At 60.2% G+C, this 22713-nt stretch carries 23 protein-coding genes and 1 pseudogene; 8 read left to right on the top strand and 16 right to left on the bottom strand.

Going from position 1 to position 22713, the window contains the following annotated elements; translation table 11 throughout:
- Nucleotides 1-37: 37 nt before the first annotated feature.
- On the bottom strand, nt 38-1057 hold the full coding sequence (locus ACK83U_RS03765; RefSeq protein WP_412474830.1) for a glycosyltransferase family 2 protein: 1020 nt from the start codon (nt 1055-1057) through the stop codon (nt 38-40).
- A gap of 96 nt (nt 1058-1153) precedes the next feature.
- Between ACK83U_RS03765 and ACK83U_RS03770 the strand changes: the two genes are divergently transcribed.
- On the top strand, nt 1154-2122 hold the full coding sequence (locus ACK83U_RS03770; protein ID WP_112607457.1) for a lysylphosphatidylglycerol synthase domain-containing protein: 969 nt from the start codon (nt 1154-1156) through the stop codon (nt 2120-2122).
- 14 nt (nt 2123-2136) lie between these two features.
- Here the strand turns inward: ACK83U_RS03770 and ACK83U_RS03775 are convergent, their stop codons facing one another.
- The 4 genes from ACK83U_RS03775 to ACK83U_RS03790 are packed head-to-tail and all read right to left on the bottom strand — an operon-like array spanning nt 2137 to nt 4519.
- Nucleotides 2137-3378, bottom strand: a complete 1242-nt coding sequence (locus tag ACK83U_RS03775) for an RNA polymerase sigma factor (RefSeq protein WP_162708044.1) — start codon at nt 3376-3378, stop codon at nt 2137-2139.
- Nucleotides 3379-3388: 10 nt separating this feature from the next.
- Complete coding sequence (locus ACK83U_RS03780) at nt 3389-3769, bottom strand: YciI family protein (protein WP_112607453.1); 381 nt, start codon at nt 3767-3769, stop codon at nt 3389-3391.
- 17 nt (nt 3770-3786) lie between these two features.
- Nucleotides 3787-4149, bottom strand: a complete 363-nt coding sequence (locus tag ACK83U_RS03785) for a YciI family protein (protein ID WP_112607451.1) — start codon at nt 4147-4149, stop codon at nt 3787-3789.
- Nucleotides 4150-4159: 10 nt separating this feature from the next.
- Nucleotides 4160-4519, bottom strand: a complete 360-nt coding sequence (locus ACK83U_RS03790; protein WP_112607449.1) for a YciI family protein — start codon at nt 4517-4519, stop codon at nt 4160-4162.
- A gap of 156 nt (nt 4520-4675) precedes the next feature.
- Here ACK83U_RS03790 and ACK83U_RS03795 point away from each other — a divergent pair, with 156 nt between their 5' ends.
- Nucleotides 4676-4906 (top strand): hypothetical protein, encoded by a 231-nt coding sequence (locus ACK83U_RS03795; protein ID WP_112607447.1) that lies wholly within the window; start codon nt 4676-4678, stop codon nt 4904-4906.
- A gap of 32 nt (nt 4907-4938) precedes the next feature.
- On the opposite strand, the gene ACK83U_RS03800 is transcribed toward ACK83U_RS03795, so the two are convergent.
- The 3 genes from ACK83U_RS03800 to ACK83U_RS03810 form a co-directional block, all read right to left on the bottom strand.
- Nucleotides 4939-6441, bottom strand: a complete 1503-nt coding sequence (locus ACK83U_RS03800) for an AMP nucleosidase (protein ID WP_112607445.1) — start codon at nt 6439-6441, stop codon at nt 4939-4941.
- Nucleotides 6442-6560: 119 nt separating this feature from the next.
- Complete coding sequence (locus tag ACK83U_RS03805) at nt 6561-6737, bottom strand: hypothetical protein (RefSeq protein ID WP_015339266.1); 177 nt, start codon at nt 6735-6737, stop codon at nt 6561-6563.
- A gap of 205 nt (nt 6738-6942) precedes the next feature.
- The gene (locus ACK83U_RS03810; RefSeq protein ID WP_112335671.1) at nt 6943-7281 is read right to left on the bottom strand and encodes a DUF2147 domain-containing protein; all 339 of its coding nucleotides are present in this window, start codon (nt 7279-7281) and stop codon (nt 6943-6945) included.
- Between the two features lie 464 nt (nt 7282-7745).
- Here ACK83U_RS03810 and ACK83U_RS03815 point away from each other — a divergent pair.
- Nucleotides 7746-8008: pseudogene (locus tag ACK83U_RS03815) on the top strand (sel1 repeat family protein).
- Between the two features lie 129 nt (nt 8009-8137).
- Here ACK83U_RS03815 and ACK83U_RS03820 read toward each other — a convergent pair.
- Entirely contained in the window at nt 8138-9250 is a 1113-nt protein-coding gene (locus tag ACK83U_RS03820) for a pyridoxal phosphate-dependent aminotransferase (RefSeq protein ID WP_112607443.1), read from the bottom strand.
- Between ACK83U_RS03820 and ACK83U_RS03825 the strand changes: the two genes are divergently transcribed.
- On the top strand, nt 9249-10028 hold the full coding sequence (locus ACK83U_RS03825) for a phosphoribosylglycinamide formyltransferase (protein ID WP_412474790.1): 780 nt from the start codon (nt 9249-9251) through the stop codon (nt 10026-10028). The two genes, ACK83U_RS03820 and ACK83U_RS03825, sit on opposite strands and share 2 nt — an antisense overlap.
- 127 nt (nt 10029-10155) lie before the next feature.
- Here the strand turns inward: ACK83U_RS03825 and ACK83U_RS03830 are convergent, their stop codons facing one another.
- Entirely contained in the window at nt 10156-10908 is a 753-nt protein-coding gene (locus ACK83U_RS03830; protein WP_112607441.1) for an SDR family oxidoreductase, read from the bottom strand.
- Nucleotides 10909-11004: 96 nt separating this feature from the next.
- On the opposite strand from ACK83U_RS03830, the gene ACK83U_RS03835 reads away from it, so the two are divergent.
- Nucleotides 11005-11913: an AraC family transcriptional regulator gene (locus ACK83U_RS03835; RefSeq protein WP_112607439.1), complete on the top strand. Its 909-nt coding sequence runs from the start codon at nt 11005-11007 to the stop codon at nt 11911-11913.
- A 16-nt stretch (nt 11914-11929) separates the two neighbouring features.
- On the opposite strand, the gene ACK83U_RS03840 is transcribed toward ACK83U_RS03835, so the two are convergent.
- Complete coding sequence (locus ACK83U_RS03840) at nt 11930-12328, bottom strand: PilZ domain-containing protein (protein ID WP_183710567.1); 399 nt, start codon at nt 12326-12328, stop codon at nt 11930-11932.
- A gap of 310 nt (nt 12329-12638) precedes the next feature.
- Here ACK83U_RS03840 and ACK83U_RS03845 point away from each other — a divergent pair, with 310 nt between their 5' ends.
- Together ACK83U_RS03845 and ACK83U_RS03850 are read left to right on the top strand one after the other, a co-directional pair.
- Nucleotides 12639-13073: a glyoxalase superfamily protein gene (locus tag ACK83U_RS03845; RefSeq protein WP_412474791.1), complete on the top strand. Its 435-nt coding sequence runs from the start codon at nt 12639-12641 to the stop codon at nt 13071-13073.
- 65 nt (nt 13074-13138) lie between these two features.
- Entirely contained in the window at nt 13139-14506 is a 1368-nt protein-coding gene (locus ACK83U_RS03850) for an MATE family efflux transporter (RefSeq protein WP_112607433.1), read from the top strand.
- 62 nt (nt 14507-14568) lie between these two features.
- On the opposite strand, the gene iolB is transcribed toward ACK83U_RS03850, so the two are convergent.
- The 5 genes from iolB to ACK83U_RS03875 all read right to left on the bottom strand — a co-directional run bounded on the left by iolB (nt 14569) and on the right by ACK83U_RS03875 (nt 21283).
- Complete coding sequence (gene iolB, locus ACK83U_RS03855) at nt 14569-15366, bottom strand: 5-deoxy-glucuronate isomerase (RefSeq protein ID WP_112607431.1); 798 nt, start codon at nt 15364-15366, stop codon at nt 14569-14571.
- Between the two features lie 70 nt (nt 15367-15436).
- Nucleotides 15437-16354, bottom strand: coding sequence for a myo-inosose-2 dehydratase (gene iolE, locus ACK83U_RS03860; RefSeq protein ID WP_112607429.1), 918 nt, complete (start codon nt 16352-16354; stop codon nt 15437-15439).
- 66 nt (nt 16355-16420) lie between these two features.
- On the bottom strand, nt 16421-18271 hold the full coding sequence (iolD, locus tag ACK83U_RS03865) for a 3D-(3,5/4)-trihydroxycyclohexane-1,2-dione acylhydrolase (decyclizing) (protein ID WP_112607427.1): 1851 nt from the start codon (nt 18269-18271) through the stop codon (nt 16421-16423).
- Nucleotides 18272-18296: 25 nt separating this feature from the next.
- On the bottom strand, nt 18297-20231 hold the full coding sequence (locus ACK83U_RS03870; protein ID WP_112607425.1) for a bifunctional 5-dehydro-2-deoxygluconokinase/5-dehydro-2-deoxyphosphogluconate aldolase: 1935 nt from the start codon (nt 20229-20231) through the stop codon (nt 18297-18299).
- Nucleotides 20232-20410: 179 nt separating this feature from the next.
- Nucleotides 20411-21283 (bottom strand): MurR/RpiR family transcriptional regulator, encoded by an 873-nt coding sequence (locus ACK83U_RS03875; protein WP_112607423.1) that lies wholly within the window; start codon nt 21281-21283, stop codon nt 20411-20413.
- A gap of 233 nt (nt 21284-21516) precedes the next feature.
- Between ACK83U_RS03875 and ACK83U_RS03880 the strand changes: the two genes are divergently transcribed.
- A complete protein-coding gene (locus tag ACK83U_RS03880) occupies nt 21517-22635 on the top strand; it encodes a Gfo/Idh/MocA family protein (RefSeq protein ID WP_112607421.1) in 1119 nt (372 codons plus the stop codon).
- Nucleotides 22636-22713 lie beyond the last annotated feature (78 nt).

Consider the following 22713-nt stretch of genomic DNA (forward strand, 5'->3'; position numbering starts at 1 on the left):
TCCTGTTGCCGATAGGCGCGGGCCTAAGCACGATAGGCTAGGCGTCCTGATGATCGCGATCGAAGATCTTGCGCACGATATAGTTCGGCGAGAGATCGTCGCGATAATAGATACGGGCGATCATTTCGGCGAGGATGCCTGTCGTGATCATCTGTACCGAAGACAGGAGCAACACGACGCCGACCATCAGCAGTGGGCGGCTGCCGATATCGTCGCCGAAGATGAACTTGTCGATGAAGAGCCACAGCAGGATCACGCCGGCAAGCGCGCCGAGGCCGAGGCCGAGCGAGCCGAAGAAGTGCCCCGGCCGCGCCTTGTAGCGCATGAAGAACATCACCGACAGCAGATCGAGGATGACGCGGAAGGTGCGTGAGATCCCGTATTTCGATGTGCCGTGCTGGCGGGCATGGTGGGTGACCGGCACTTCGCCGATGCGCGAGCTCGGCACGACGCCGGCGACCCAGGCGGGAATGAAGCGGTGCATCTCGCCCATTAGCTTCACCTGCTTGATGATGGAGGCGCGATAGATCTTCAGGCTGCAGCCATAATCGTGCAGCTTGACGCCGGTGATGCGGCCGATCAGGTAATTGGCGCACCAGGAGGGGATCTTGCGCAGCAGGAGGCCGTCCTGGCGGTTCTTGCGCCAGCCGACGAGCAGGTCGAGCTGGCGCCGCTCCAGTTCGTCGACCATCGAAGGGATATCCTTCGGGTCGTTCTGCAGATCGCCGTCCATAGTGGCGATCAGGCGGCCGTTCGCCGCATCGATACCGGCCTGCATCGCCGCGGTCTGCCCGAAATTGCGCTGAAGCTCGACGATGCGCAGCGTCAAGCCTTCCTGCGAAAGTGACCGGCGGGCATTGACGAGCGTGGCGTCCGTGCTGCCGTCGTCGACCAGGATCAGTTCCCAGGATTTGGCAAATCCGCTCATGGCGGCGCAAATACGCTCGATGAGCGGTCCAACGCTTTCTTCCTCGTTGAAGACGGGCACGACCAGCGAAAGCTCGAGAGGGCTTGCCGGATCGGCCTGGGGGAGGGTCGACTCTGCCGTTGTCTGCAACACTTCTTTCTCCTAAAAGACCGGCAGTACTTGCCGGACGAAACGAGCGAAAAGTCCGGTTTCAGCCTTCCGCTCGCATTTGGGTGCCCTAACTACATGAAGACTCCGACGGTTGCCAGCCGACAGAATTGGTTTATTCGCAACCGAATGACACTGCTGACGCTCGCAGTCGTCCTTACCTACGCCGCCTTCATCGAATGGTTCTGGGGCTGGACCTCGATCCTGGCGCAATGGGGCAAGGTCGGCGCCTGGCCGATCCTTCTCGCTCTCGCGCTCCTGACAAGCACCTATTTCCTGCGCACCTGGCGCATCTACGATTACTTCCCGAAGGAAACCTCGGGTCATTTTGCAGCGCTCTTCCGCGTGACGCAGGTCCATAATCTGCTGAATATCATGATGCCCTTCCGAACGGGGGAAACCAGCTTCCCGGTGCTGATGCGCTCCGAATTCGGCATTCCTCTGGCGCGGGGAACTTCGGCGCTGTTCGTCATGCGGCTGCTCGACCTGCATGCGCTGCTGGCCGCAGCCGGCGTCGGCCTTGCGCTTGCCTCGCCCTATCACGTTCTTGCCTGGATCGTGTGGGTGGCCTTCCTGCTGCTGCCGGTCGCGGGTTTCGCTTCCCGCCGACCGCTGATCCGCCTTGCCGCCCGCGTCCTGCCGAAGAAGGCGCAAGGGCTGGTGCATGAGCTGGAGCGCGGCCTGCCGGTTGATGCCAGCGCCTTTGCGCGCGCCTGGCTGACGACGATCGTCAACTGGCTCGTCAAGGTCGTGGTGCTCGCTTGGGCGCTTGGCCTCATGAACGTCACGCCGCTTTCAGCAAGCTTCGGCGGCGCTCTCGGCGGCGAATTATCATCAGTCCTGCCCGTGCATGCGCCCGGAGGCGTCGGCACCTATCCGGCCGGGATCACCGCCGGCGCCATGGCTTTTGGTGCTTCGAGCGCCAAGGAGGCAATCGAAAATCTCGCACAGGCGAGCATCAACGCTCACCTGCTCATCGTGGTTTCTGCGTTGACGGGGACTGCGATCGGATTGCTGATCTCGCGCAAACGCGTACCCATGGCTTAAAAATCGCAGCATCTTTAGTGCCGGATCTGATCGCCGAGCTCGGCCAATCGCTTGCGCAGGAATGCCTGCTCCGGCGCCTGCTGGCATAGCGAAAGCGCTGTTTGATAGGATTGTCGCGCCTCATCCGTCCGGCCAAGCTGGCGCAGAAAATCGGCCTTTGCGGCGTGGGTGAGGTGATATCGCGCCATCCGTTCCTCTTGCAGCAGCCCATCGACGATGGAAAGCGCCGCCACCGGACCATCGCGCATGGAGACTGCCACCGCCCGATTAAGCTCGATCACAGGGGAGGGGCTCGCCGTCAGCAGCAGGTCGTAGAGCCTCACCAGCTTTCGCCAGTCGGTATCCTCTGCGGTCTTGGCGCGAGCATGTTCCGCGGCGATCGCCGCCTGCAGTGCATAGCTGCCGACGCTGTCTGCCGCCATCGCTCTTGCTGACAGCGCCAAACCTTCGCGGATCTGACCACGATCCCACAGCGCACGATCCTGATCGACGAGCAGAACGAGATCGCCGGAGGTATCGGTGCGCGCATGCCGCCGCGAATCCTGCAGCAGCATGATGGCCAGCAGCCCCTCGACTTCCGAATCCGGCAATAGCTGCAGCAAAAGCCTGCCGAGTCGTATGGCCTCCTCGGCGAGATCAGCGCGCACGATCGCAGAGCCGGAGGATGCCGAATAGCCCTCGTTGAAGACGAGGTAGATGACATGCAGCACCTGCGCCAGACGCTCCGGCAGTTCGGCCTTGCCGGGTACCTCATAGGGAATATGTTCGGCGCGGATGCGGTTCTTGGCGCGGACGATGCGCTGCGCGACTGTCGGGGCCGGAATCAGAAAGGCATGGGCAATCTCTTCCGTCGTCAGGCCGCAGACCTCCCGCAAGGCCATCGCCATCCGCGCCTCGGCAGGAATAAGTGGGTGACAGCAGGTGAAGAGCAGCCGCAGCATGTCGTCCTCGATCTCCTCGCTTCGCGATGTCTCCAATATCTCGCCCTCCGGATAGAGGCTGTCGGCGATATCGAGCTGGGCCGCATCGAAACGCGAGCGCCGCCTTATATTGTCGATGGCGCGAAAACGTCCGGCGGAGACGAGCCAGGCATAGGGATTGGCCGGGATGGTCTCCTCCGTCCATTGCTGCGACGCTGCTGTAAAGGCATCATGAAGGGCTTCCTCCGCTCGGTCGAAATCGCCAAGCAGACGGATCAGTGTTGCCAGCACGCGGCGTGAATGGCTGCGATAGATGCCTTCAATGGTTCGGTTCAGCGACACGGCGTCAGCCTTCCTCTGCCAGGTCTCCTCGAAGGGTCAAGATACGAACCGGACGGATTTCGACGGCGCCATAGCGCGCTGAGGGAATGCGTTTGGCGATATCGACAGCGCCATCGAGGTCAACGGCTTCGATGAGATAGAAGCCGGCCAGGTGCTCCTTGGTCTCCGCGAACGGGCCGTCCGTGACTGAAAATCCGTCGCCGCCGTTCGGCCGGATGACGATCGATTTGTCTCGGAGCGCCAGTGCATCGGAAACGATCATGGTGCCGTTCCGCCTCAAGCCCTCGTCGAAGACGAAGTGCTCGCCAATCAGATGGTTCATCTCGTTCGGCGACAATCGTCCGTCGACATCCACGGATGTGTAGATCAGGCATAGAAACCGCATGTCTTCTCCTCTCGCTGCTATTCGTTCGGAAAGCGGATGTCGAAGGCGGCGCGAACCTCGATCATGCCGTATCGGGCAACAGGGAAGGTGGCGGCAATTTCAGTCGCTTCCTCCATATCCCGGGCCTCGATCAGCACGAAGCCGCCGAGATGCTCTTTCATTTCAGTGAAAGGACCATCCGTCACGGCTGTTTCGCCGCTACGCACGCGAACGGTTTTCGCAGTCTCCGGTTCGCGCAGGGCATTGGCGACGATGAGGTGGCCGCTCTCGCGCAGCCGGTTGTCATTGTCGACCGAATCCTGGGTCAGCTTTCGCCCTTCCTCTTCGGAAAGCTTGGCGATCTCGGATGTCTCGAACCAGACCTGGCAAAGAAACTTCATCTGAACCTCCTCAAGCATCCGGGCCGAAATTATAGATCGGCCGCACCTCGATGGCGCCGAGCTTGGCGAGCGGAATGCCGGCGGCAATCCGGATCGCATCGTTCAGATCCTTCGCCTCGATCAGGATGAAGCCGCCAAGATACTCCTTGGTCTCGATGAAAGGTCCATCCGTCACCGACGTCTCGCCATTGCGGACCCTTACCGTCACCGCAGACTTCGGCGATTGCAGCGCTTCGGCATGGATCATATTGCCGCTCGCCATCAGGTCGCGGTCATAACCGAGCGAATCCGAATCGAGCTTATGCTTTTCATCCTTGGACATGACGTCGAGCGTCGTGCCATCGAACCAGACCTGGCAGAGATATTTCATTGCAGCGTCTCCTCTTTCAATTTGCTGACAGCCATAGACGAGTGGCCGCCAAGCAAATCGACATCCCGATCCGCAGCATGACAAAAATTTTTGGCGCTGTCGAAAAAGCCTAAGCCCGGTCGACCAGTTCCGTCATCTCAAAAAGGAGAAACGGACATGTACAATCTTGAAGCAGCCCTTATCTACCACTGGCAGAAGAAGACCCTGTCGGACGAGGAGTTATTGCAAATGTCAAATCCGGGCGAAGTGATTGCTCGCACAGTGATCGGATTTGCCATTTTTGCCGTGATGATCCTTGGTCTAAATTTGTGGGCGACGCCCAATGACCAACGGCCGCAAGTCGCGGCCGCTTACCAGGTGCATTCGTTGTCGGCAGAAAAGCAATAGGATGAAGCTCCATTGCCTTGTTGGCTCGTGGCTTACTGAAATGCCGTTTCGAAGAAGCTGCGCAGCTTGCGCGAATGCAGCGCTTCCGGCGGCATGGCGGCCAGTTTCTGGATCGCGCGGATGCCGATCTGCAGATGCTGGTTCACCTGGGTGCGATAGAAGGCCGTCGCCATGCCCGGCAGCTTCAGTTCGCCATGCAAAGGCTTGTCTGAAACGCAGAGCAGCGTGCCGTAGGGAACGCGGAAGCGGAAGCCGTTGGCAGCGATCGTTGCCGATTCCATATCGAGCGCGACGGCGCGGGCCTGCGACAGGCGCTTCACCGGGCCTGCCTGATCCCGCAGTTCCCAGTTGCGGTTGTCGATGGTGCCGACCGTGCCGGTGCGCATGATGCGCTTCAGTTCGAAGCCCTCATAGCCGGTGATCTCGGCAACCGCGGCCTCAAGCGCGACCTGCACTTCGGCGAGCGCCGGAATCGGCACCCAGACCGGCAGGTCGTCGTCAAGAACATGGTCTTCGCGCATATAGGCATGGGCGAGCACATAGTCGCCGAGCCGCTGACTGTTGCGCAGGCCGGCGCAATGGCCAAGCATCAGCCAAGCATGCGGGCGAAGCACGGCGACGTGGTCGGTGATCGTCTTGGCGTTGGATGGGCCGACGCCGATATTGATCATGGTGATCCCGGCATGGCCCTTTTTCTTCAGATGGTAGGCCGGCATCTGCGGCAGCCGCGGCGCGGTCACATCGCCCTCCGGCTGGCTGGAACCCGCCTTGGTGATGATGTTGCCCGGTTCGACGAACTCGGTATAGCCGTCGCCGCCGCTCGCCATCAGGTCGCGCGCCCATTTGCAGAACTCGTCGATATAGAACTGATAGTTCGTGAACAGCACGAAATTCTGGAAATGCGCCGCACTGGTCGCCGTGTAGTGGACGAGGCGGGCCAGCGAATAGTCGATGCGCTGCGCGGTAAACGGCGCAAGCGGCGAGGGCTCGCCCGGCGGCGGGATATATTCGCCGTTGGCGATTTCGTCGTCCGTGGTGTTCAAGTCCGGCGTGTCGAAGAGGTCACGCAGCGGAATGTCTTCGAAAATACTGGCGGTTGCTTCGACGTGAGCGCCTTCGCCGAAGGCGAAATGAATCGGGATAGGTGTCGTCGATTCCGACACGACCACCGGAACATTATGGCTGCGCATCAGGAGCGTCAGCTGCTCTTTGAGATAATGCTTGAAGAGCTGCGGGCGGGTGATCGTCGTCGTATAGACGCCGGGCGCGGTGACATGGCCGTAGGAGAGGCGCGAATCGACATGGCCGAAGCTCGTCGTCTCAATGCTGACCTGCGGGTAGAAAGCGCGATAGCGCGCTGTGATCGGCGCGCCTTTGGCGAGCTTGGTGAAATTGTCGATCAGGAACGCGGTGTTGCGATCGTAAAGTTCCGTCAACGCTTCCACGGCCTTGCCCGGATCATCGAAGGTCCGCAGCTGGAACGGGCTGGGAGAGGAAATGTCGAGGGGTGAAAAGGGAGAGATTCTGTTGCTCATGCGCCATTATAGAGTGTCGTTGGTTACAAGCAAACGACGTTGCAACAGGCGGCCCGGATTCTCGCAGCTATTTTTAGAGCCGCCCACTGGCCTGCGCGAGGATTACGCGCAGACGTTTGTTATTGTACCGTCGTGCAGTAAGGCGCGCCGGTCTGCACGCAGGTGAAGCTTGCGCCGAAGTGCGATTGTGCGCCGCTGCGGCCGGCGTGTTCGACCGCAACCGAGAAGCTGAATGCGAAGACGGCAGCAAACAGCATGATAACAACGAAGCGCCGTGCGATGATGATCGAGTCCATATTCCTGGCCTACCCGTGCCCTATACTGGACACTGTTTTGCCATGGTCAGGCTGAACAGGTGCTGAGATACCGGTTCATCCGGCGTTCAGAAATATTACCAGTTTCGAATGGTCGCCGGCCTCTCCTCGCAGGCAAATAACAAGAGCGCCGCCGGCGTCAGGCGGCAGCCACGTCGAGTGCTTTCTGGGACAGGCAGGTGCTGTTTTAGAGCTTCGTCCAGGTCTGCGATTTGCAAAATACCTTCAGCACGCAGCCCTGCATCTTGATCTTGTTGCCGCTGACCGTGCCGGAGCCACTATAGGTCTTGTCTTCGGAGGGGTCGGTAAGCTCGCCCGTATAGCTGTTACCTGTGCCCTGCATCTTGCCGATCTGCTTGCCGGCATATTTGCCTGTCTTCAGGGTCACGCAGTAGCTGTCGCCGCAGGGAGCGATGGCAGCCGTGTCGCCAGCAACCGTTTTCCAATTGCCGACGATCGGCTCTTCGGCGAGAGCGGCACTCGCACTCATCAGCAATGCGATCGCAAGAACGGTCGTGCGGATCATGGTGTCATTCCTCCCCCAAGGCGCATCCGGTTCTGTGACCGGGAATGCATTGAGATTATCTAACGCGAACGTAAAGGTAAATACGGTTTTCGGAGCTCAAATACCCGTTTCGGCGGGTATCCGAGCGCCGTCGAAACACGACATCGAATTCAACTGCGCTCTTTTTGTGGTGAAGAAAGAGTTTAAATCCAAATCTTAACGGAAGGTTAAACTCGCCCGAAAATCCTTAATTTGCAAGGGAAGCGATGTTTAACAAAATCCCAAGTTTACCAAGCATTTGCACTTTGTTTGCATCGAATTAATCATGCATTTTAGGCGTTTTTTGAAAGCCGTCTGCGATAGTGAAGCCATCAAACGAGCGGGGCAAACCCGCCGGCCGGAAGAACCGGAAAGCCGCGAATGACGGCAAGGTTCGGACGGAAAACAGGGCAGATACGAACAGAAGTCAAACAGGGATAATTGCAATGGCACGCTTTGAAACGCCGATGTCTGGAAATGCCATGATGGGTGGTAACAGCGCCGATGCCCTTTGCGAACTGGGCGTGAACTACGCGACCGGCAGGGGCTGCAATGCAGACCTCGTTGCCGCCCACAAATGGTTGAATATCGCCGCCATTCGTGGCAGCGAGCGCGCCGCCGAGCTTCGCGCCGACGTTGCCGCGACCTTGACCAAAATGCAGCTCCAGCAGCGCTGCGCGCCGCCCGCGAATGGATGACCACGCACTGAGGCGTGCTGTAGGCAATAAGACTTCCTGATCTCGAAAGAGGGGATGTCGGCGGCCGACGGAGATGCCAGCCGAATGATGAAAACCGCGACCGGCCGGAACAAGGCTGGCGCGGTTTCGTCGTTTAAGACTTAGCTGATCGCCTTCAGCACCTGGGGCAGCGCTTCAGCCAAGAGATCCAGATCTTGCTTCGGGCCGACGCTGACGCGGATGCAGCGGTTGAGCGGCGCAACCCCCGGCATGCGGATGAAGACGCCGTGCTGGATCAGCCCATCGACGATGGCGCGGGCATAGGTGCCGTCGCGGCCGCAATCGATGGCAACGAAATTGGTGGCGGAGGCGAGAGGCAGCAGCCCGTTGACGCGGGCGATCGTGCCGATCTCCTCGCGCGCAGCCCGGATCTTGCCGATTACTTCGGCAAGATAGGCCTGATCCTTCAGCGCGGCGAGCGCCGCTACAGTCGCGAGCCTGTTCATGCCGAAATGATTGCGGATCTTGTCGAAGGCCAGCACGGTCTCCGGTGCGCCGATGACATAGCCGACGCGGGCGCCGGCAAGGCCATAGGCCTTGGAGAAGGTGCGGGTGCGCAAGACATTCGGCAGGTCGATCAGGGCCGTGATATCAGGAAGCGAGCTGGCAGGCCCCGTTTCGCTATAGGCTTCGTCGAGGATCAGCAGGCAGTTTTCCGGCAATGCACTGGCAAAGGCGACGATCTTGTCGGCATCCCACCAGCTTCCCATCGGATTGTCGGGATTGGCGAAATAGACGAGCGGCGCATTCTCGCGCTTCACCGCTTCGAGCAATCCATCGAGATCCTCGCGATCATTGACGTAGGGCACAGTAACGAGGCGGCCGCCGAAGCCGGCAACATGGAAATTGAAGGTCGGATAGCCGCCAAGCGAGGTGACGACGGGTGTGCCCGGTTCGATCACCATACGCGCGATCAGGCCAAGCAGGCTGTCGATCCCTTCGCCGACGGCGATATTGGCGGATTGAACGCCAAGATGCGCCGCAAGCGCCTGCTTCAGCTCGAAATTTTCCGGATCGTTATACATCCAGATATCGCCGGCCCGCTCGCGCATGGCCGCGATGACGGAGGGCGCTGGTCCAAAGCCGTTCTCATTGGCGCCGATACGGGCCTTGACCGTCAGCCCGCGCTGACGCTCCAGCGCTTCTGGGCCGACGAAAGGAACGGTGGAGGGAAGGGCGCTGATCAGCGGCGTGAAGCGCGAGAAGGCGGACATGCTGGCTTTGTTTCCCGAATTCGGTTGCTGGGTACGGCAGAATAGGCGCTTGGCGAGTGGTTGCAAGGGCGGAAAGATGCGGCCTTCGGATTGCGTCGTCGCACTCATTGAAAATCCGTATCAGTTGCCATTAAAGGGAGTCTCGGTCATCGCGATAGCATCGATCAACGAGGCGCTGATGGATAAGCTCGTAATAGCGTTCCTTGCATCAAACAATGGAACCTCATTTCGGACGGTCAACGAAGCCATCCGAGCGAACACAGTGAATGCTGCCGCTGTCGTGCTGGTTAGCAATAGGGCGTCGTCCGCAGCACTAGCATATGCTGAGGCCAACGGTATTCCCTCGTTTCATATTCCGACCAAGGACAGGGAAGCTGAGGCGGACAAACAGCTTCGCGACACGCTTGTCGCCTATGAAGCTGAACTCGTTATCTTATCCGGCTATCTCAAGAAACTTGGCCCGCTTACGCTAGCCGCGTTTGATGGGCGAATATTGAATGTTCATCCGGGGCTGCTACCCAAATACGGCGGATTGGGGATGTACGGGCGAAGAGTTCACCAGGCCGTGCTCGATAATCGCGAGACCGAAACAGGCGCAACGATCCACCTCGTAGATGGAGAGTATGACCACGGAAGAACTGTGGCCACAACGACCGTTCAGATCCATCCCGACGATAGCGTACTTTCGCTGGAACAACGGGTCATGGTTGCAGAGTGCGATCTTTTCACCGATCTCATCCGCCGCATATCAATAGGCGGACTGCGCCTGCCGTTATGAAATGAGACGTTCGCAAAAGGCCGAACGCAGTCGCCGGACGCGCTCCCAGGATCGACGGCTGCGTGTTCCCTCTAATGCACCGTCGAAGTCGGAGCGGCAGCAGCTTTTGGGCTGCCACCGATTCCGGTTACAAACCTGCCTCAGCCATCCAGAGTTCAGCATCCGCCCCGCCCGGAATTCGCAGCGGGGCGGATGAATCGGTGGCTGCCCGCCACACTGCCTTCGCCACGTCGGGCGCGTGGGTTACTGGACCGGTATCGTCCTGCACATTCTTGACGAATTGCTGAATGAGCGGCGCATAATCAGGATCGTCCAGACCACGCAAATGTGGACGCGCATTCTCCCCAAAGCGAGTTTCCGGCGACCGGCCTGGTAGGACAATATGCACCCGCACGCCAAATGGCTCCATCTCTACCGCCAAGGACTCGGTGAAGGCGTTCACCGCTGCCTTGCTCGCCCGGTAGATCCCAATCACCGGCAAAGGCTTGACCGTCACCGTAGAGGTGACGTTGACGACGACCCCGGCCCGACGTTGACGCATCTGGGGCAATACGGCCTGAACCATCGCCAATGTGCCGATCGTATTTGTCTGGAATAGCGACTGCACCGTCTCCGGCGCAGTCAGCTCGATCGGTGAGGGCGCTCCGAAACCGGCATTGTTGACCAGTACGTCTATCGGGCCGGCGGCCTTCACGGCGTCCGCGATGCTTGTCGGATTGGTGACGTCGAGCGCGAGAATACGCAAGCGTTCGGAAACCGGTAGCAGCTCGGGTTTGGGCGTGCGCATTGTCGCGATGACATCCCACCCTCGTTCAAAAAACAGTTTCGCAGTCTCCAGGCCGAAGCCAGACGAGCAACCAGTAATCAATATCGTGGACATGAGTCTCTCCAACAAAAGGGATGATGCCATGGTAGCGACCGGGAGAGAGACTTTATATATGCTATAGTCTCCATTTCTTTAGCGTTAGTCCTGATTATGACCGTCGATCCCCTTGCCGAAATCGTCACGCTGCTGCAGCCGGCCGCACGCTTTTCGAAGCTGGTGGAATGCGCCGGCGCCTGGCGAATTCATCGCGAGGCCACAGGCGAGCCATTCTACTGCGCAATCCTTGAGGGGCGTTGCCGCGTAACGTTCGGAGGACATCAGCCTTTCATCCTCCGAGCCGGCGATTTCGTGCTCGTGCCGGCCATGCGCGAGCTTGTCAACGAGAGCGTCGACGCACCGGTCGGTCTGTCCGCCATGGTTCCAACGCAGCTGAGTGGCGGCCATTTCCGCGTCGGCCGCCTCGAAGGGCCGCCGGACCTGCGCATGCGCATAGGGCATTGCAGCTTCGGCGCGCCGGATGCGGCCTTGCTCGTTTCCCTCTTGCCTGATGTCGTTATCGTTCGCGGCGAGCCCCGACTCGCGACGCTGATGCAATTGGTCGGTGAGGAAACGCGCGAGCGCCGGCCGGCACGCGAACTCGTGCTGGAGCGGCTGCTGGAGGTGTTGTTGATCGAGGCATTGCGATCCGGCACGGAAACAACCGTCACGTCGAGCTTGAGTCGCGGCCTTGCCGATGAACGCCTAGCCGCAGCACTTCACGCGATGCATGCGCGTCCTGCCCATCCTTGGACTGTCGCGGATCTTGCGACCGAAGCGGCCCTGTCCCGATCGGCTTTCTTTGCGCGTTTCAGCCGCGTCGTTGGCCTGCCGCCAATGGAATATTTATTGGCTTGGCGCATGGCTCTTGCAAAGCAGCTATTGCGCAGCCGCGAATTGGGGATTGATCAGGTAGCTGAACGCGTTGGCTACGGATCGGCAAGCACTTTCAGCGTCGCCTTTGCGCGATACGCAGGCATGCCGCCTGCACGATATGCCCGCGGCGACGTGCGAAGCGATTGAGGACGTGAAGCCGAATTTAAACCGGCCGCCTTCTGCCGCGCGCAGCCAGCGCTTCGACGTTGCCGATCATGAAATCGGCGCGCACGACGCGGCGAAGCGTCTCCGGTTCGATCAGGTTGATGAAGCGAACATGGACGCGGTTGTCGATGCGGCTGACCTCGGCGCAGGCTATGCGGTAGGCGAGACCGAGGATGTTCAGATAATAGTGGGTCGGCAGGCCTACCGTCGTGGCGACGGTGAAGCTCGCGCCACCGCGCGAGATGTCGGTAATCTCGGCGCTGCGCACCGAAATGCCGTTGAGACAGGGACGAACAGCCACGAGACGCGCCGGCCGCTGGACGTAGAAACGTTCCCAGCTGCGTTCGTAGACTTCGGATTTGACTTTCGCCAGATGGGTTGCGCGAATCATTGTCATTCCCTGTTGGAAAACAGACCGAATTCATCTCGGTTACAGCATGAACCTTGCACGGAGATTTTGCAGAAGCGTCAATTGCATTGGTAGAATTTTAACGGGTTCGTCTTTTGTACCGATTTGGGCGCATCTTGACAGGAGCATCGGCTTCGATCATACGAACGAGCGGTTCGAGGCGCCTGCCGCTCGCGGATGAAAATCCAAGGTGAAGTCCTCGCTGTTTTAGGTCACGGCCATTCAGGGCATGCTGACTGACGGTAATGCGAGCTCCGTTCCACAGTCGTAAATGCGTGCCTTAGCAAAGGCTAATCCTATGACGACGTATCCGTCCATAGATGAATTGAAGGCTCAGGCCCGGCGTCTGCGTCAGGCGATGGCCGAGCGCGGCGACGACATGAGCCACTCGACAGCGCTGGAGCTGATCGCGAAGCAACACGGGCTGTGCGATTGGAACACGCTCTCGGCGCTTGCGGCAAAACCGAATGACGGGCCGGATGCGCCCCTCGATGTCGGCTCCGCCGTTCGCGGGCGCTATCTGAACAAGCCGTTCACCGGCAAGGTTCTCGCGATGTCCGCGAAATCCGGCGGGCTCTACAGGATCACCATCCACTTCGACGAACCGGTCGATGTAGTGGAGTTCGAGAGCTTCTCGGCATTCCGCCAGCGCATAAATGCCCAAGTCGATGCCGACGGCATTTCGCCGCGCAGGACATCGAACGGCGTGCCGCATCTGGTTCTCGACCTTTAATCTTCATCCCTGCTTGTCACGCCGCTATCTTTGCCGCTCGCGAGCGATTCCGTCCGGATACCACCATGACGCACACCCTCGAAAACAATATGTTTCTCACCGGCTGGCTGCCGGGCGTCTTTGCCAAGACAGCCGCGCCGATCATCATCATCACGACAGTCAGCGGCCTCTTTGCCGTCGTCGACGCCTATTTCCTCGGCGTCTATGTCGGCGCCGAGGCGCTCTCCGCCGTCAGCCTCATCTTTCCCGCGCTGATGCTGCTGATCGCGCTGCAGACGCTGGTTTCAAACGGCATGGCGAGCATTCTCGCCCGCCGTCTCGGCGCCGGAAATCGTGACGCCGCGAAGTCCGTGTTTACCGGCGCCCATACGCTGGCGCTTGCCGTCGTGGTGGCGATCAACCTCGTCTACTGGCTCGCAGGCCGGCAGTTCATTGCCGTGGCAGCGGCAGGAAACGCCGATGTTATCAGCAGCGCCGAGGCCTTCATGGGCGTCATGGTCGCCTTCGCGCCGATCAGCTTCTTTCTTTCGATCCATCTCGACGGGCTGCGTTGCGAAGGAAAGCTCGGCTTCATGACGCTGGTGACGCTTGCCTCGACGCTGCTGAACATTCTGGCAAACTGGCTGCTGATGGCGGTCTTTCAGTGGGGCGTCGTCGGCTCCGCCGGCGGCTCGGTCCTGGCGCAATTCATCTGCCTAATGATCGTCATCATCTATCGCCTGCGTCGGCCGAACGGGCTTTGGGTCGACATGGCGCTGCATGTTCGCGAGTGGCGCGGCATCTTCGCCTTCGGCGCTCCGATGAGCCTCGGTTTCATCGGTATTTCGCTGAGCTCGGCGGCGATCCTCTTCAACGTGTCGATCTGGCATGAGGGGGATTATGTCGCGACCGTCGGCGCATACGGAATCGTCACAAGAGTAATGACCTTCGCCTATCTGCCGCTGCTGGGCTTGAGCATCGCGTTGCAGACCATATCAGGCCATAATCATGGCGCCGCCCTTCCAGCCCGCGTCGGTCATAGCGTCCTGATCGCCCTGATTTCGGCTCTGGTCTATTGCGGCGCCGTCGAACTCATCGTCGAGCTGCTAGCGAGACATCTGGGCTCAATCTTCGTCGCCGATCCCCTGATCGTCACGGAAGTCGGGCGCATCCTGCCCTGGACGATCGGGGCCTACTTCCTCTTCGGCCAGGCGATCATCCTGTCGTCCTATTTCCAGTCCATCGGCGATGCGAAGCGTGGTGCGATTTTCGGTCTGTCACGGTCCTATCTGTTCACCTTGCCGCTGACATTCCTCCTGCCGCTCGTCTTCGGCGAACGCGGGATCTGGATGACGCCGATCTTCGCTGAGATGGGAATGATCCTGCTCACCTGGCTGGTATTGTCGCGCAATGCCAGGGATCGCAAATGGCGCTATGGCTTGTTGCCGGCATGAAAATGGAAAAGGCCGCGCTTTCGAGCACGGCCTTTTCGCTATGAGCCTATATCAGGCGTCATTCAGGACTTGAGCAGCCATTCATGTTCCACGGCATTGTGGAATTTCCAGATCCGCTTAGGCCCGGCCATGACATTCAAGTAATAGAGGTCGTAGCCATGGCAGGCGGCGCAGGGGTGATATCCCCTAGGCACCAGCGTCACGTCGCCATCCTCCAGCACCATGACTTCGTCCAGCGATCGGTCGTCGGTATAGACACGCTGGAAGCCGAAACCCTGTGGCGGATTGAGGCGGTGATAGTAGGTCTCCTCCAGGAAGCTCTCGTTTGGGAGATTGTCCTGATCGTGTTTGTGCGGAGGGTAGGAAGACGTGTGTCCGCCCGGCGTGATCACTTCCACGACGAGCAGCGAATGCGCCGCGCCATCGTCTTCCGGCATGATGTTGTTGACGTGGCGGACATTGGTGCCGTTGCCGCGCGTCAGCGCCGGATGCGTGCCCGGCGGAATGGCGCGAGCTTCATGGGAGCCGCCGCCCGGGGCCGAGCAGACGGCCAGTTCCAGATCGGTCTCGGCGGTCACCGACCAGCTCGAGCCTGCTGGAATATAGAGCGCGTGGGGGGCGCCCTCGAAGGGGCTCATGCGCCCGCCGAGCAAGCCAAAATCCTTAGTCCCCGCCTTGGCGCTTCCCTTGCCGCTGACCCAGACGAGGCAGACTTCGCGATCGCCGGTTTCGGCCGAAGCGGTTTCGCCCGGCTTCAGGCGGTGGAGATCGAAGCCGACATAGGTCCAGCCGGCGCTTTCTGGTGTGACATGGGTGACGCGGCCATGCGAGCCGCTAGGTTTGACCTTCAGATTGGGCATGGTCTTGCTCCATTGCTTGGAGAGTGCCCCTCGCCAACCTGTGACGGAGGAGAGGGGTGCTCGTCTTCCGTTATCCCCTGGGAAAGCCTTCGGTTTCCACCGTGTAGCCTGCGGCCGTCATGACGCGCATCAGCTCGGCATGGCCGATCTCGGCCATCTTCTGCGGGGGTGCCTTGTGCGGGTCCTGTTCGGCCTCGACCACGAACCAGCCTTCATAGCCGTAATCGGCGAAGCGCTGGACGATCGCTCCGAAATCGAGCGAACCATCACCCGGCACCGTGAATGCGCCAAGCGCGACGGCATCGAGGAAGGACTGCCGGCTGCGATCCAGCCCGTCGACGACCGACTTGCGGATATCCTTGACGTGAACGTGGTTGATACGGGCGTGGTGATTATCGATGGCGCGCAGCACGTCGCCGCCGGCAAAGGCGAGATGGCCGGCATCGAGCAGCAGCGGAATGCCTTCGCCGGAATTGCGCATGAAGGCGTCGAGTTCCGGCTCAGTTTCGACCACGGCCGCCATGTGGTGGTGGTAGGAGAGCGGCATGCCTTGGTCGGCACACCATTCGCCGAACTCGGTGACGCGGCGGGCATAGGCCTTCATCTCGTCATCCGAAAGGCGCGGCTTGGTGGCGAGCGGCTTGGAGCGGTCGCCCTGAATGGAGCGGCCGACTTCGCCATAGACGATGCAAGGCGCGTTAACCGCCTTGAATAGCTCGATCATCGGCGCGATGCGGTCCTTGTTTGCCGCAAGCTCCTCGTTGACGAGCGTGCCCGAGAACCAGCCGCCGCAGAGCGTCACGTCGGCGGCGCGCAGGATTGGCAGCATCTCATCAGGGTTGCTGGGGAAGCGCCGGCCCTGTTCCATGCCGGTGAAGCCCGCGCCGCGCGACTGGCGAAGGCATTCCTCAAGGGATACGTCGTCGCTGAGCTCAGGAAGATCGTCGTTCCACCAGGCGATGGGCGACATGCCGAGTTTGGCCTTCATCAATGGTCTCCTTGAAACATGGTTGGAGGAGCTGAAACGCTCCTCCAGAAATAGGACAGAAATCAATCAGCCGATGCGCTGGGCGGCGCGGGCTTGTTCGTAAGCAGCGCGGGCCTTGTTGACCTCGGCGCGCGGGCTGACCTCGGGAACGGCGACATCCCACCAATGACCGCCTTCGTCCGTCGTGATCAGCGGGTCGGTGTCGATGACGATGACCGAGCTGCGATCGTTCTTCTTCGATGCTTCGATGGCCTGTTCCAGCTCAGCGATGGAAGCGACCTTCACGGCAATCGCACCCATGCTGGCCGCATGCGCCCGGAAGTCGATCTCCGGCATCACTTCGAACCGCGAGTCCTTCAAGAGGTTGTTGAAGTTTGCGCCACCGGTCGCCATTTGCAGGCGGTTGATGCAGCCATAGCCGCGGTTGTCGAGCAGCACGACGGTGATCTTCAGGCCGAGCATGACAGAGGTCGCCAGTTCGGAATTCATCATCATGTAGGAGCCGTCGCCGACCATGACGACGACATCCTTCTCCGGCCGCGCCATCTTCACGCCGAGGCCGCCGGCAATCTCATAGCCCATGCAAGAGAAGCCATATTCCATGTGATAGCTGCCGGGTGCGGTCGCCGGCCAGAGCTTGTGCAGCTCGCCGGGCAGGCCGCCTGCCGCGCAAACGAGAATGCTGTCCTTGCCGCCGAGCGTCCGCGTAACAGCGCCGATGACCTGGGCGTCGGAGGGCAGAGCGGCATTGGTCGTCGCCATAGCCTTGGCGGCAGCCTCCATCCAGACCTGCTTTTCTTTCGTCGCCTTTTCGGCCAGCAACGCCGGAGCGCGCCAATTCGCCAGGCCGGCGGAAAGCGCCTTCAGCCCCTCGCGCGCATCCGTCACCAGTGGGTGACTATTGTGCTTGAGAGCGTCGTAGGCCGCGATATTGAGGCCGATCATGGCCAGCTTTTCATTCTTGAACAGCGCCCAGGAGCCGGTGGTGAAATCCTGGCAGCGGGTTCCCACAGCGATCACCAGATCAGTCTCCTCGGCAATGGCATTGGCCGCCGATGTGCCGGTCACGCCGACGGAGCCAAGCGCCAGGGGATGCGTCTCGTCGATGGCCGATTTGCCGGCCTGCGTAACGACGACAGGAATACCATGAGCTTCGGCAAAAGCGGCCAGTTCCTTCGTCGCCTGCGAATAGAGCACGCCGCCGCCGGCAAGAATAACCGGCTTTTCGGAGCGGCGGATCAATGCAATGGCATTGGCAAGTTCGTCTGCATCCGGCTGCGGACGGCGCGGCACCCAGACATGCTCCTCGAAGAAGCTTTCCGGATAATCGAAGGCTTCGGCCTGCACGTCCTGACACAGCGACAGCGTCACAGGACCGCAATCGAGGGGATCGGTCAGCACCTGCATGGCGCGCTTCAGCGCCGATATGATTTGTTCGGGGCGGGTGATGCGGTCGAAATAGCGCGAGACGGGGCGGAAGGCGTCATTGGCCGACACGGTGCCGTCGCCGAAATCCTCGATCTGCTGCAGTACCGGATCGGGCGCACGGTTGGCAAAGACGTCGCCGGGCAGGAAGAGAACGGGGATGCGGTTGACGTGCGCAACGCCGGCCGCCGTGACCATGTTCAACGCGCCAGGGCCGATGGAGGTCGTGCAGGCCATGAAGCGCTGGCGGAAGCTTGCCTTGGCATAGGCAATAGCAGCATGGGCCATGCCCTGCTCATTGTGGGCGCGAAAGGTCGGCAGCTCCTCGCGCACCTGATAGAGCGCCTCGCCTATGCCGGCGACATTGCCGTGGCCGAAGATCGCCCAGACGCCGCCGAAAATCGGCTGCTTCTGCCCGTCGATGACGGTCATCTGCTTCTTGAGGAAATGCGTGACGGCCTGTGCCATCGTCAATCGGATCGTCTTGCCCATCGGGCGCCTCCCAAATGCTTGTTTCTTACAGGCCGCGGGTTTTAAGCCACGCTTGCGTCAATTGCCGGAAGCGGCCGGCCATATCGGCAATCGCTTCCTCGTCGTTCATGCCGCCCGACAGCCACGCGCGGGCCGCATCGGAGAAGATAGTCCGCCCGACGGCGAAACCCTTGACCGAAGGGGCCGCCAGCGTCGCCTCGAAACTGCGGATCAGTTCCTCCGCCGGTGCCTCCAGGCCAAGCAGCACGATACCGCGGCACCATGGATCATTTTTGGCGATCACGGCATCGATTTTTTTCCAGGCAGCCGTCGATTCCTGTGGCTCCAGCTTCCACCAGTCCGGCTTGATGCCGAGCGCGTAGAGCTCTTCCATCGCCGTCGGAATCGTGTCGTCGGTCAGCGGACCGTTTTTGCTGGCAATGATTTCGACCAGAAGCTCGCGGCCAACCTTGCGCGCGGCTTCGAACAGCGTCCGCAGCTTCTCCTGCTGCTCCGCCTTCAGCTCCTTCGGATCGTCTGGATGGTAGAAGCACAGGCATTTGATGCAGTGATTGAGCGGCCATTCAACGAGCTGCGAGCCGATATCCTGGCTGAACTCGAATTTCAGCGGCTTCGATCCCGGCAGCTCGACGGGGCGGCCGATCCAGGAGAAATTCTTGGTTGCCGCATCGAAGAAGGCGTCGCGCCCGAAGCGTTCATCGATCAGCATGCCATAGCCCTGGCGGCCGTCGGCCACACGCGCCGCAGCCTCGACCGCGAGCCGCTTGAAGGCGACGATCTTGTCGTAACCGACGCTTAGCTCATCGCAGACGCTGACGAGCTGCGAACGATGGTCGATCGCAAGCGCCATCAGCAGCGGGATTTCGTCGCCGCGACGGGTCGTTGCCCAATGAATGTGATTGATCGCCTCGTCCTTGCGGAGCGCCCTGTGCTCGCTGCCCGTCTTCAGGAAGAAGTCGAGTTCCGTCCAGGTCGGATATTCCGGTGAGCAGAGCAGGCGGGAAACGGCAAAGGCGCCGCAGGCATTCGCCCAGGTGGCGCAGGTCTTCAGCGGTTCGCCGCGCAGATAGCCGCGCAGGAAGCCGGACATGAAGGCATCGCCCGCGCCGAGAACATTGAATACCTCGATCGGAAAACCCTGGCCGACGATGCCGGCTTCGAGATCATCGGAGATCGGGCCGTCATAGACGATGCAGCCCATTGCGCCGCGCTTGAGCACGATGGTCGCTGGAGAGAGGCGGCGGATTTCCTTGAGCGCGCCGAGCACGTTGTCGACGCCCGAGCCGATCATGATCTCTTCTTCGGTGCCGACGATCAGGTCGCAATCCGGCAGCGTCTCCCTCATCTTCGAGGAAACGCGATCCGATTTCACATAGCGCTCGAAACCCTCGGCATGGCCGGCAAGACCCCATAGATTTGGCCGGTAGTCGATGTCGAAGATCACCTTGCGGCCGTTCGCCTTGGCAATGCGGATCGCCTTGCGCTGCGCCGCTTCGGTATTGGGCTTGGAGAAATGCGTGCCTGATACCAGCACTGCGCCGGAGGACTTGATGAAGTCTTCGTCGATATCGTCCTCATTCAGCGCCATGTCGGCGCAGTCGGAGCGATAGAAGATCATAGGCGAGACGCCCTCGGCCTCGACCGCCAGCAGCACCAGCGCCGTCAGTCGCTCCTTGTCCGTCGCGATCCCATCGACCGCCACGCCCTCGCGCGCCGCCTGTTCGCGGATGAAGCGGCCCATCTGCTCGTCGCCGACGCGGGTGATCAGACCCGATTTCAAGCCGAGTCGTGCGGTGCCGATGGCGATATTGGCCGGGCAGCCGCCAACCGACTTGGCAAAAGAGGCTATGTCTTCCAGGCGCGAGCCGATCTGCTGGCCGTAAAGGTCGACGGAGGATCGGCCGATAGTGATCACATCGAGTTTTGTCTCCGGCTGTGCGCCAGGATTGTCGTGTGCCATGATGTCCTCCCGTCGGGGCATGACCTCTTCTGCTTTTCAGCCTGCGCCGAGATCATGCGTTATTGAAAGTGCCGGTGCTCTTTTCGTCCCGGCTGCTATGGATCTGGCGACCATCTCCCGCGGCCGTGATCTTGGTTGTAGTGAAACATTGGTTCCGAGATTTTGTCAATTCGGAATATTTATTCCATTTTCGTTTTATCGGCTTTTGTCGCAGCTTTTCGCCGACGCTCGGCAATGGCAACCGGAAAGGCCATGATTAGCGCCATCGACGCCGACAGCGAGCGGAAACCGGCAAAATCGGCTTCCGCCACTTCAAACCAGTAATCCGCGCAGGCAGTAAGCGGCGAGAAGGCCGAATCGGTAATGGCGATGACGGGCACGTTGCGCGAGGCGAGGTCCTGTGCCTGCGCCAAGCTGTCGGCGGCATAGGGCGAAAAGCTCGCGGCGATCGCTGCGTCCTTCTCCGTGGCGAAGCGGGTGATCTCGCCGTCGATGCCGTTCGGCGAGGCTACGATCTGGTGACGTATGTTGAGCTTGGAAAAAGCATAGGTCATATGTGCCGTCAGCGGATAGGAGCGGCGCTTGGCGATCAGATAGATTGTCTCGGCCGCTGCAAGCACGTCGATGGCTTTTGCGAAGGTGTCGGTCTCGATGGTTGCGGCGAGCTTGTTGACGGATTGGCTCGCCGCAGAGAGGAAGCCGGAGAGAATAGTGGCCTCTTCGTTCTCTACGCCGGAGCGTTCGAGCGTTACCAGCCGCTCCTCATAGCTCAGCGTCCGGTCGCGCAGCCGTTCGCGAAAGATGCTCTGAAGATCGGAAAAGCCCTCATAGCCGAGGTGATGGGCAAGGCGCACCAGCGTGGAGGGTTGAACTTCGGCGGCAGTGGCGATGCTCGCCGTCGTGCCGAAGGCGATCTCATCGGGATTGCCGAGCGCGAAGGCGGCAACCTGCGCGAGGCGCTTTGGCATGGCGTTCTTGCGCTCGATGATGATGCTGCGAAGGCTTTCGAAGTCGCGCGGCACCCTGGTTTGCGTCTCGACATTGTTGTCCATGCGCCGTCCTTCAGCTCCCTACATGCCCTCAATGAAACAGATATTCCATATTTGCAACGATACCGGATTTTGAATCGTTCGGCACGAATAATTTTAAGCTAATGAATTTACACATATAAATACGGGTTTTCGTCATTTCGGATTGAAGTCGATACCATGAGTGCGCTTGTCAAAACGGTCTAAATATTCCAAAAATCGTCCACTTCGGGAGAATATGTGAGGAGGAAAGGCAAATGAAGCCATTGGGCGTTGGATTGATCGGCACCGGTTATATGGGCAAATGCCATGCGCTAGCCTGGAATGCGGTCAAAACAGTATTCGGTGATGTCGCGCGGCCGCACCTGGTGCATCTTGCCGAAGCCAATGCCGATCTGGCAAAGGCGCGTGGTGACGAATTCGGCTTCGAAAAGGCAACGGCCGACTGGCGCGTTCTCATCGCCGATCCCGATGTCGACGTCGTCTCGGTCACGACCCCCAACCAGTTCCACCCGGAAATGGCGATCGCAGCCCTTGAAGCTGGCAAGCACGTTTGGTGCGAAAAGCCGATGGCGCCGTCCTATGGCGATGCCGAGCGCATGCTGGCCGCAGCTAACGCCTCGGGCAAGGTCGCCATCCTCGGTTACAATTATATCCAGAACCCGGTGATGCGGCACATCAAGGCGTTGATCGCAGAAGGGGCGATCGGCGCGGTCAATCACGTCCGTGTCGAGATGGACGAGGATTTCATGGCCGATCCGAACGGTCTCTTCTATTGGAAGAGCGAACTTGCTTCCGGTTACGGCGCTTTGGATGATTTCGCCGTGCATCCGCTTTCGCTTCTCTGGTTCCTGTTCGGCCACGTGGAAGCTGTGATCACCGATATGGTGAAGCCCTATGCCGACCGTCCCTTAAAGGACGGCGGCACCCGCGCCGTCGAAAACCACGATCTCGCCAATGTGCTGATGCGGCTTGGCGGCGGCATTTCAGCCGTGCTCATGGCCAATCGCTCTGCCTGGGGCCGCAAGGGGCGGATAGCCCTGCAGATCTTCGGCTCCAAGGGCTCGATCTCCTATGACCAGGAGCGCATGAACGAATTCGAGCTTTATCAGGCCGAGGGCAGGGACAGCGAGCAGGGCTTCCGCAAGGTGTTGGCCGCACCCGCGCACAAGCCCTATGACCGTTTCATCCCGGCGCCCGGTCATGGTCTTGGCTTCAACGATCTGAAGATCATCGAGTGCCGAGAGCTGATCAGAGCCATATCAGGCGAGGCTGCGTCAGTCGTGGCTTTCAAAGACGGCCTGCGCATCGAAAAATCGGTGCACGCCATGGCCCAATCCTTCCACGAACGCCGCTGGGTCGAAATATCAAGCTGAGCGTTTGGCCTAATTTTCTCCCGATCCGGGGCGCAGGGTCAGCCGTGATTGACGCTTGCGGATGCAGGCGTTACCCCT

Origin of the sequence: Rhizobium sp. WW22 (assembly GCF_047041135.1) — a bacterium.
GTDB lineage: Bacteria > Pseudomonadota > Alphaproteobacteria > Rhizobiales > Rhizobiaceae > Rhizobium.

What these genes read in the sequence shown, in the direction of transcription:
- ACK83U_RS03780 (WP_112607453.1), bottom strand. Translation starts at nt 3,769, where the DNA reads ATGCGGTTTCTATGCCTGATCTACACATCCGTGGATGTCGACGGACGA.
- ACK83U_RS03880 (WP_112607421.1), top strand. Translation starts at nt 21,517, where the DNA reads ATGAAGCCATTGGGCGTTGGATTGATCGGCACCGGTTATATGGGCAAA.
- ACK83U_RS03805 (WP_015339266.1), bottom strand. Translation starts at nt 6,737, where the DNA reads ATGGACTCGATCATCATCGCACGGCGCTTCGTTGTTATCATGCTGTTT.
- ACK83U_RS03830 (WP_112607441.1), bottom strand. Translation starts at nt 10,908, where the DNA reads ATGTCCACGATATTGATTACTGGTTGCTCGTCTGGCTTCGGCCTGGAG.
- ACK83U_RS03875 (WP_112607423.1), bottom strand. Translation starts at nt 21,283, where the DNA reads ATGGACAACAATGTCGAGACGCAAACCAGGGTGCCGCGCGACTTCGAA.
- ACK83U_RS03840 (WP_183710567.1), bottom strand. Translation starts at nt 12,328, where the DNA reads ATGACAATGATTCGCGCAACCCATCTGGCGAAAGTCAAATCCGAAGTC.
- iolB (WP_112607431.1), bottom strand. Translation starts at nt 15,366, where the DNA reads ATGCCCAATCTGAAGGTCAAACCTAGCGGCTCGCATGGCCGCGTCACC.
- ACK83U_RS03870 (WP_112607425.1), bottom strand. Translation starts at nt 20,231, where the DNA reads ATGGCACACGACAATCCTGGCGCACAGCCGGAGACAAAACTCGATGTG.
- ACK83U_RS03790 (WP_112607449.1), bottom strand. Translation starts at nt 4,519, where the DNA reads ATGAAATATCTCTGCCAGGTCTGGTTCGATGGCACGACGCTCGACGTC.
- ACK83U_RS03785 (WP_112607451.1), bottom strand. Translation starts at nt 4,149, where the DNA reads ATGAAGTTTCTTTGCCAGGTCTGGTTCGAGACATCCGAGATCGCCAAG.
- iolD (WP_112607427.1), bottom strand. Translation starts at nt 18,271, where the DNA reads ATGGGCAAGACGATCCGATTGACGATGGCACAGGCCGTCACGCATTTC.
- ACK83U_RS03850 (WP_112607433.1), top strand. Translation starts at nt 13,139, where the DNA reads ATGACGCACACCCTCGAAAACAATATGTTTCTCACCGGCTGGCTGCCG.
- ACK83U_RS03810 (WP_112335671.1), bottom strand. Translation starts at nt 7,281, where the DNA reads ATGATCCGCACGACCGTTCTTGCGATCGCATTGCTGATGAGTGCGAGT.
- ACK83U_RS03825 (WP_412474790.1), top strand. Translation starts at nt 9,249, where the DNA reads ATGCTGGCTTTGTTTCCCGAATTCGGTTGCTGGGTACGGCAGAATAGG.
- ACK83U_RS03800 (WP_112607445.1), bottom strand. Translation starts at nt 6,441, where the DNA reads ATGAGCAACAGAATCTCTCCCTTTTCACCCCTCGACATTTCCTCTCCC.
- ACK83U_RS03835 (WP_112607439.1), top strand. Translation starts at nt 11,005, where the DNA reads ATGACCGTCGATCCCCTTGCCGAAATCGTCACGCTGCTGCAGCCGGCC.
- ACK83U_RS03795 (WP_112607447.1), top strand. Translation starts at nt 4,676, where the DNA reads ATGTACAATCTTGAAGCAGCCCTTATCTACCACTGGCAGAAGAAGACC.
- ACK83U_RS03770 (WP_112607457.1), top strand. Translation starts at nt 1,154, where the DNA reads ATGAAGACTCCGACGGTTGCCAGCCGACAGAATTGGTTTATTCGCAAC.
- ACK83U_RS03845 (WP_412474791.1), top strand. Translation starts at nt 12,639, where the DNA reads ATGACGACGTATCCGTCCATAGATGAATTGAAGGCTCAGGCCCGGCGT.
- ACK83U_RS03820 (WP_112607443.1), bottom strand. Translation starts at nt 9,250, where the DNA reads ATGTCCGCCTTCTCGCGCTTCACGCCGCTGATCAGCGCCCTTCCCTCC.
- iolE (WP_112607429.1), bottom strand. Translation starts at nt 16,354, where the DNA reads ATGAAGGCCAAACTCGGCATGTCGCCCATCGCCTGGTGGAACGACGAT.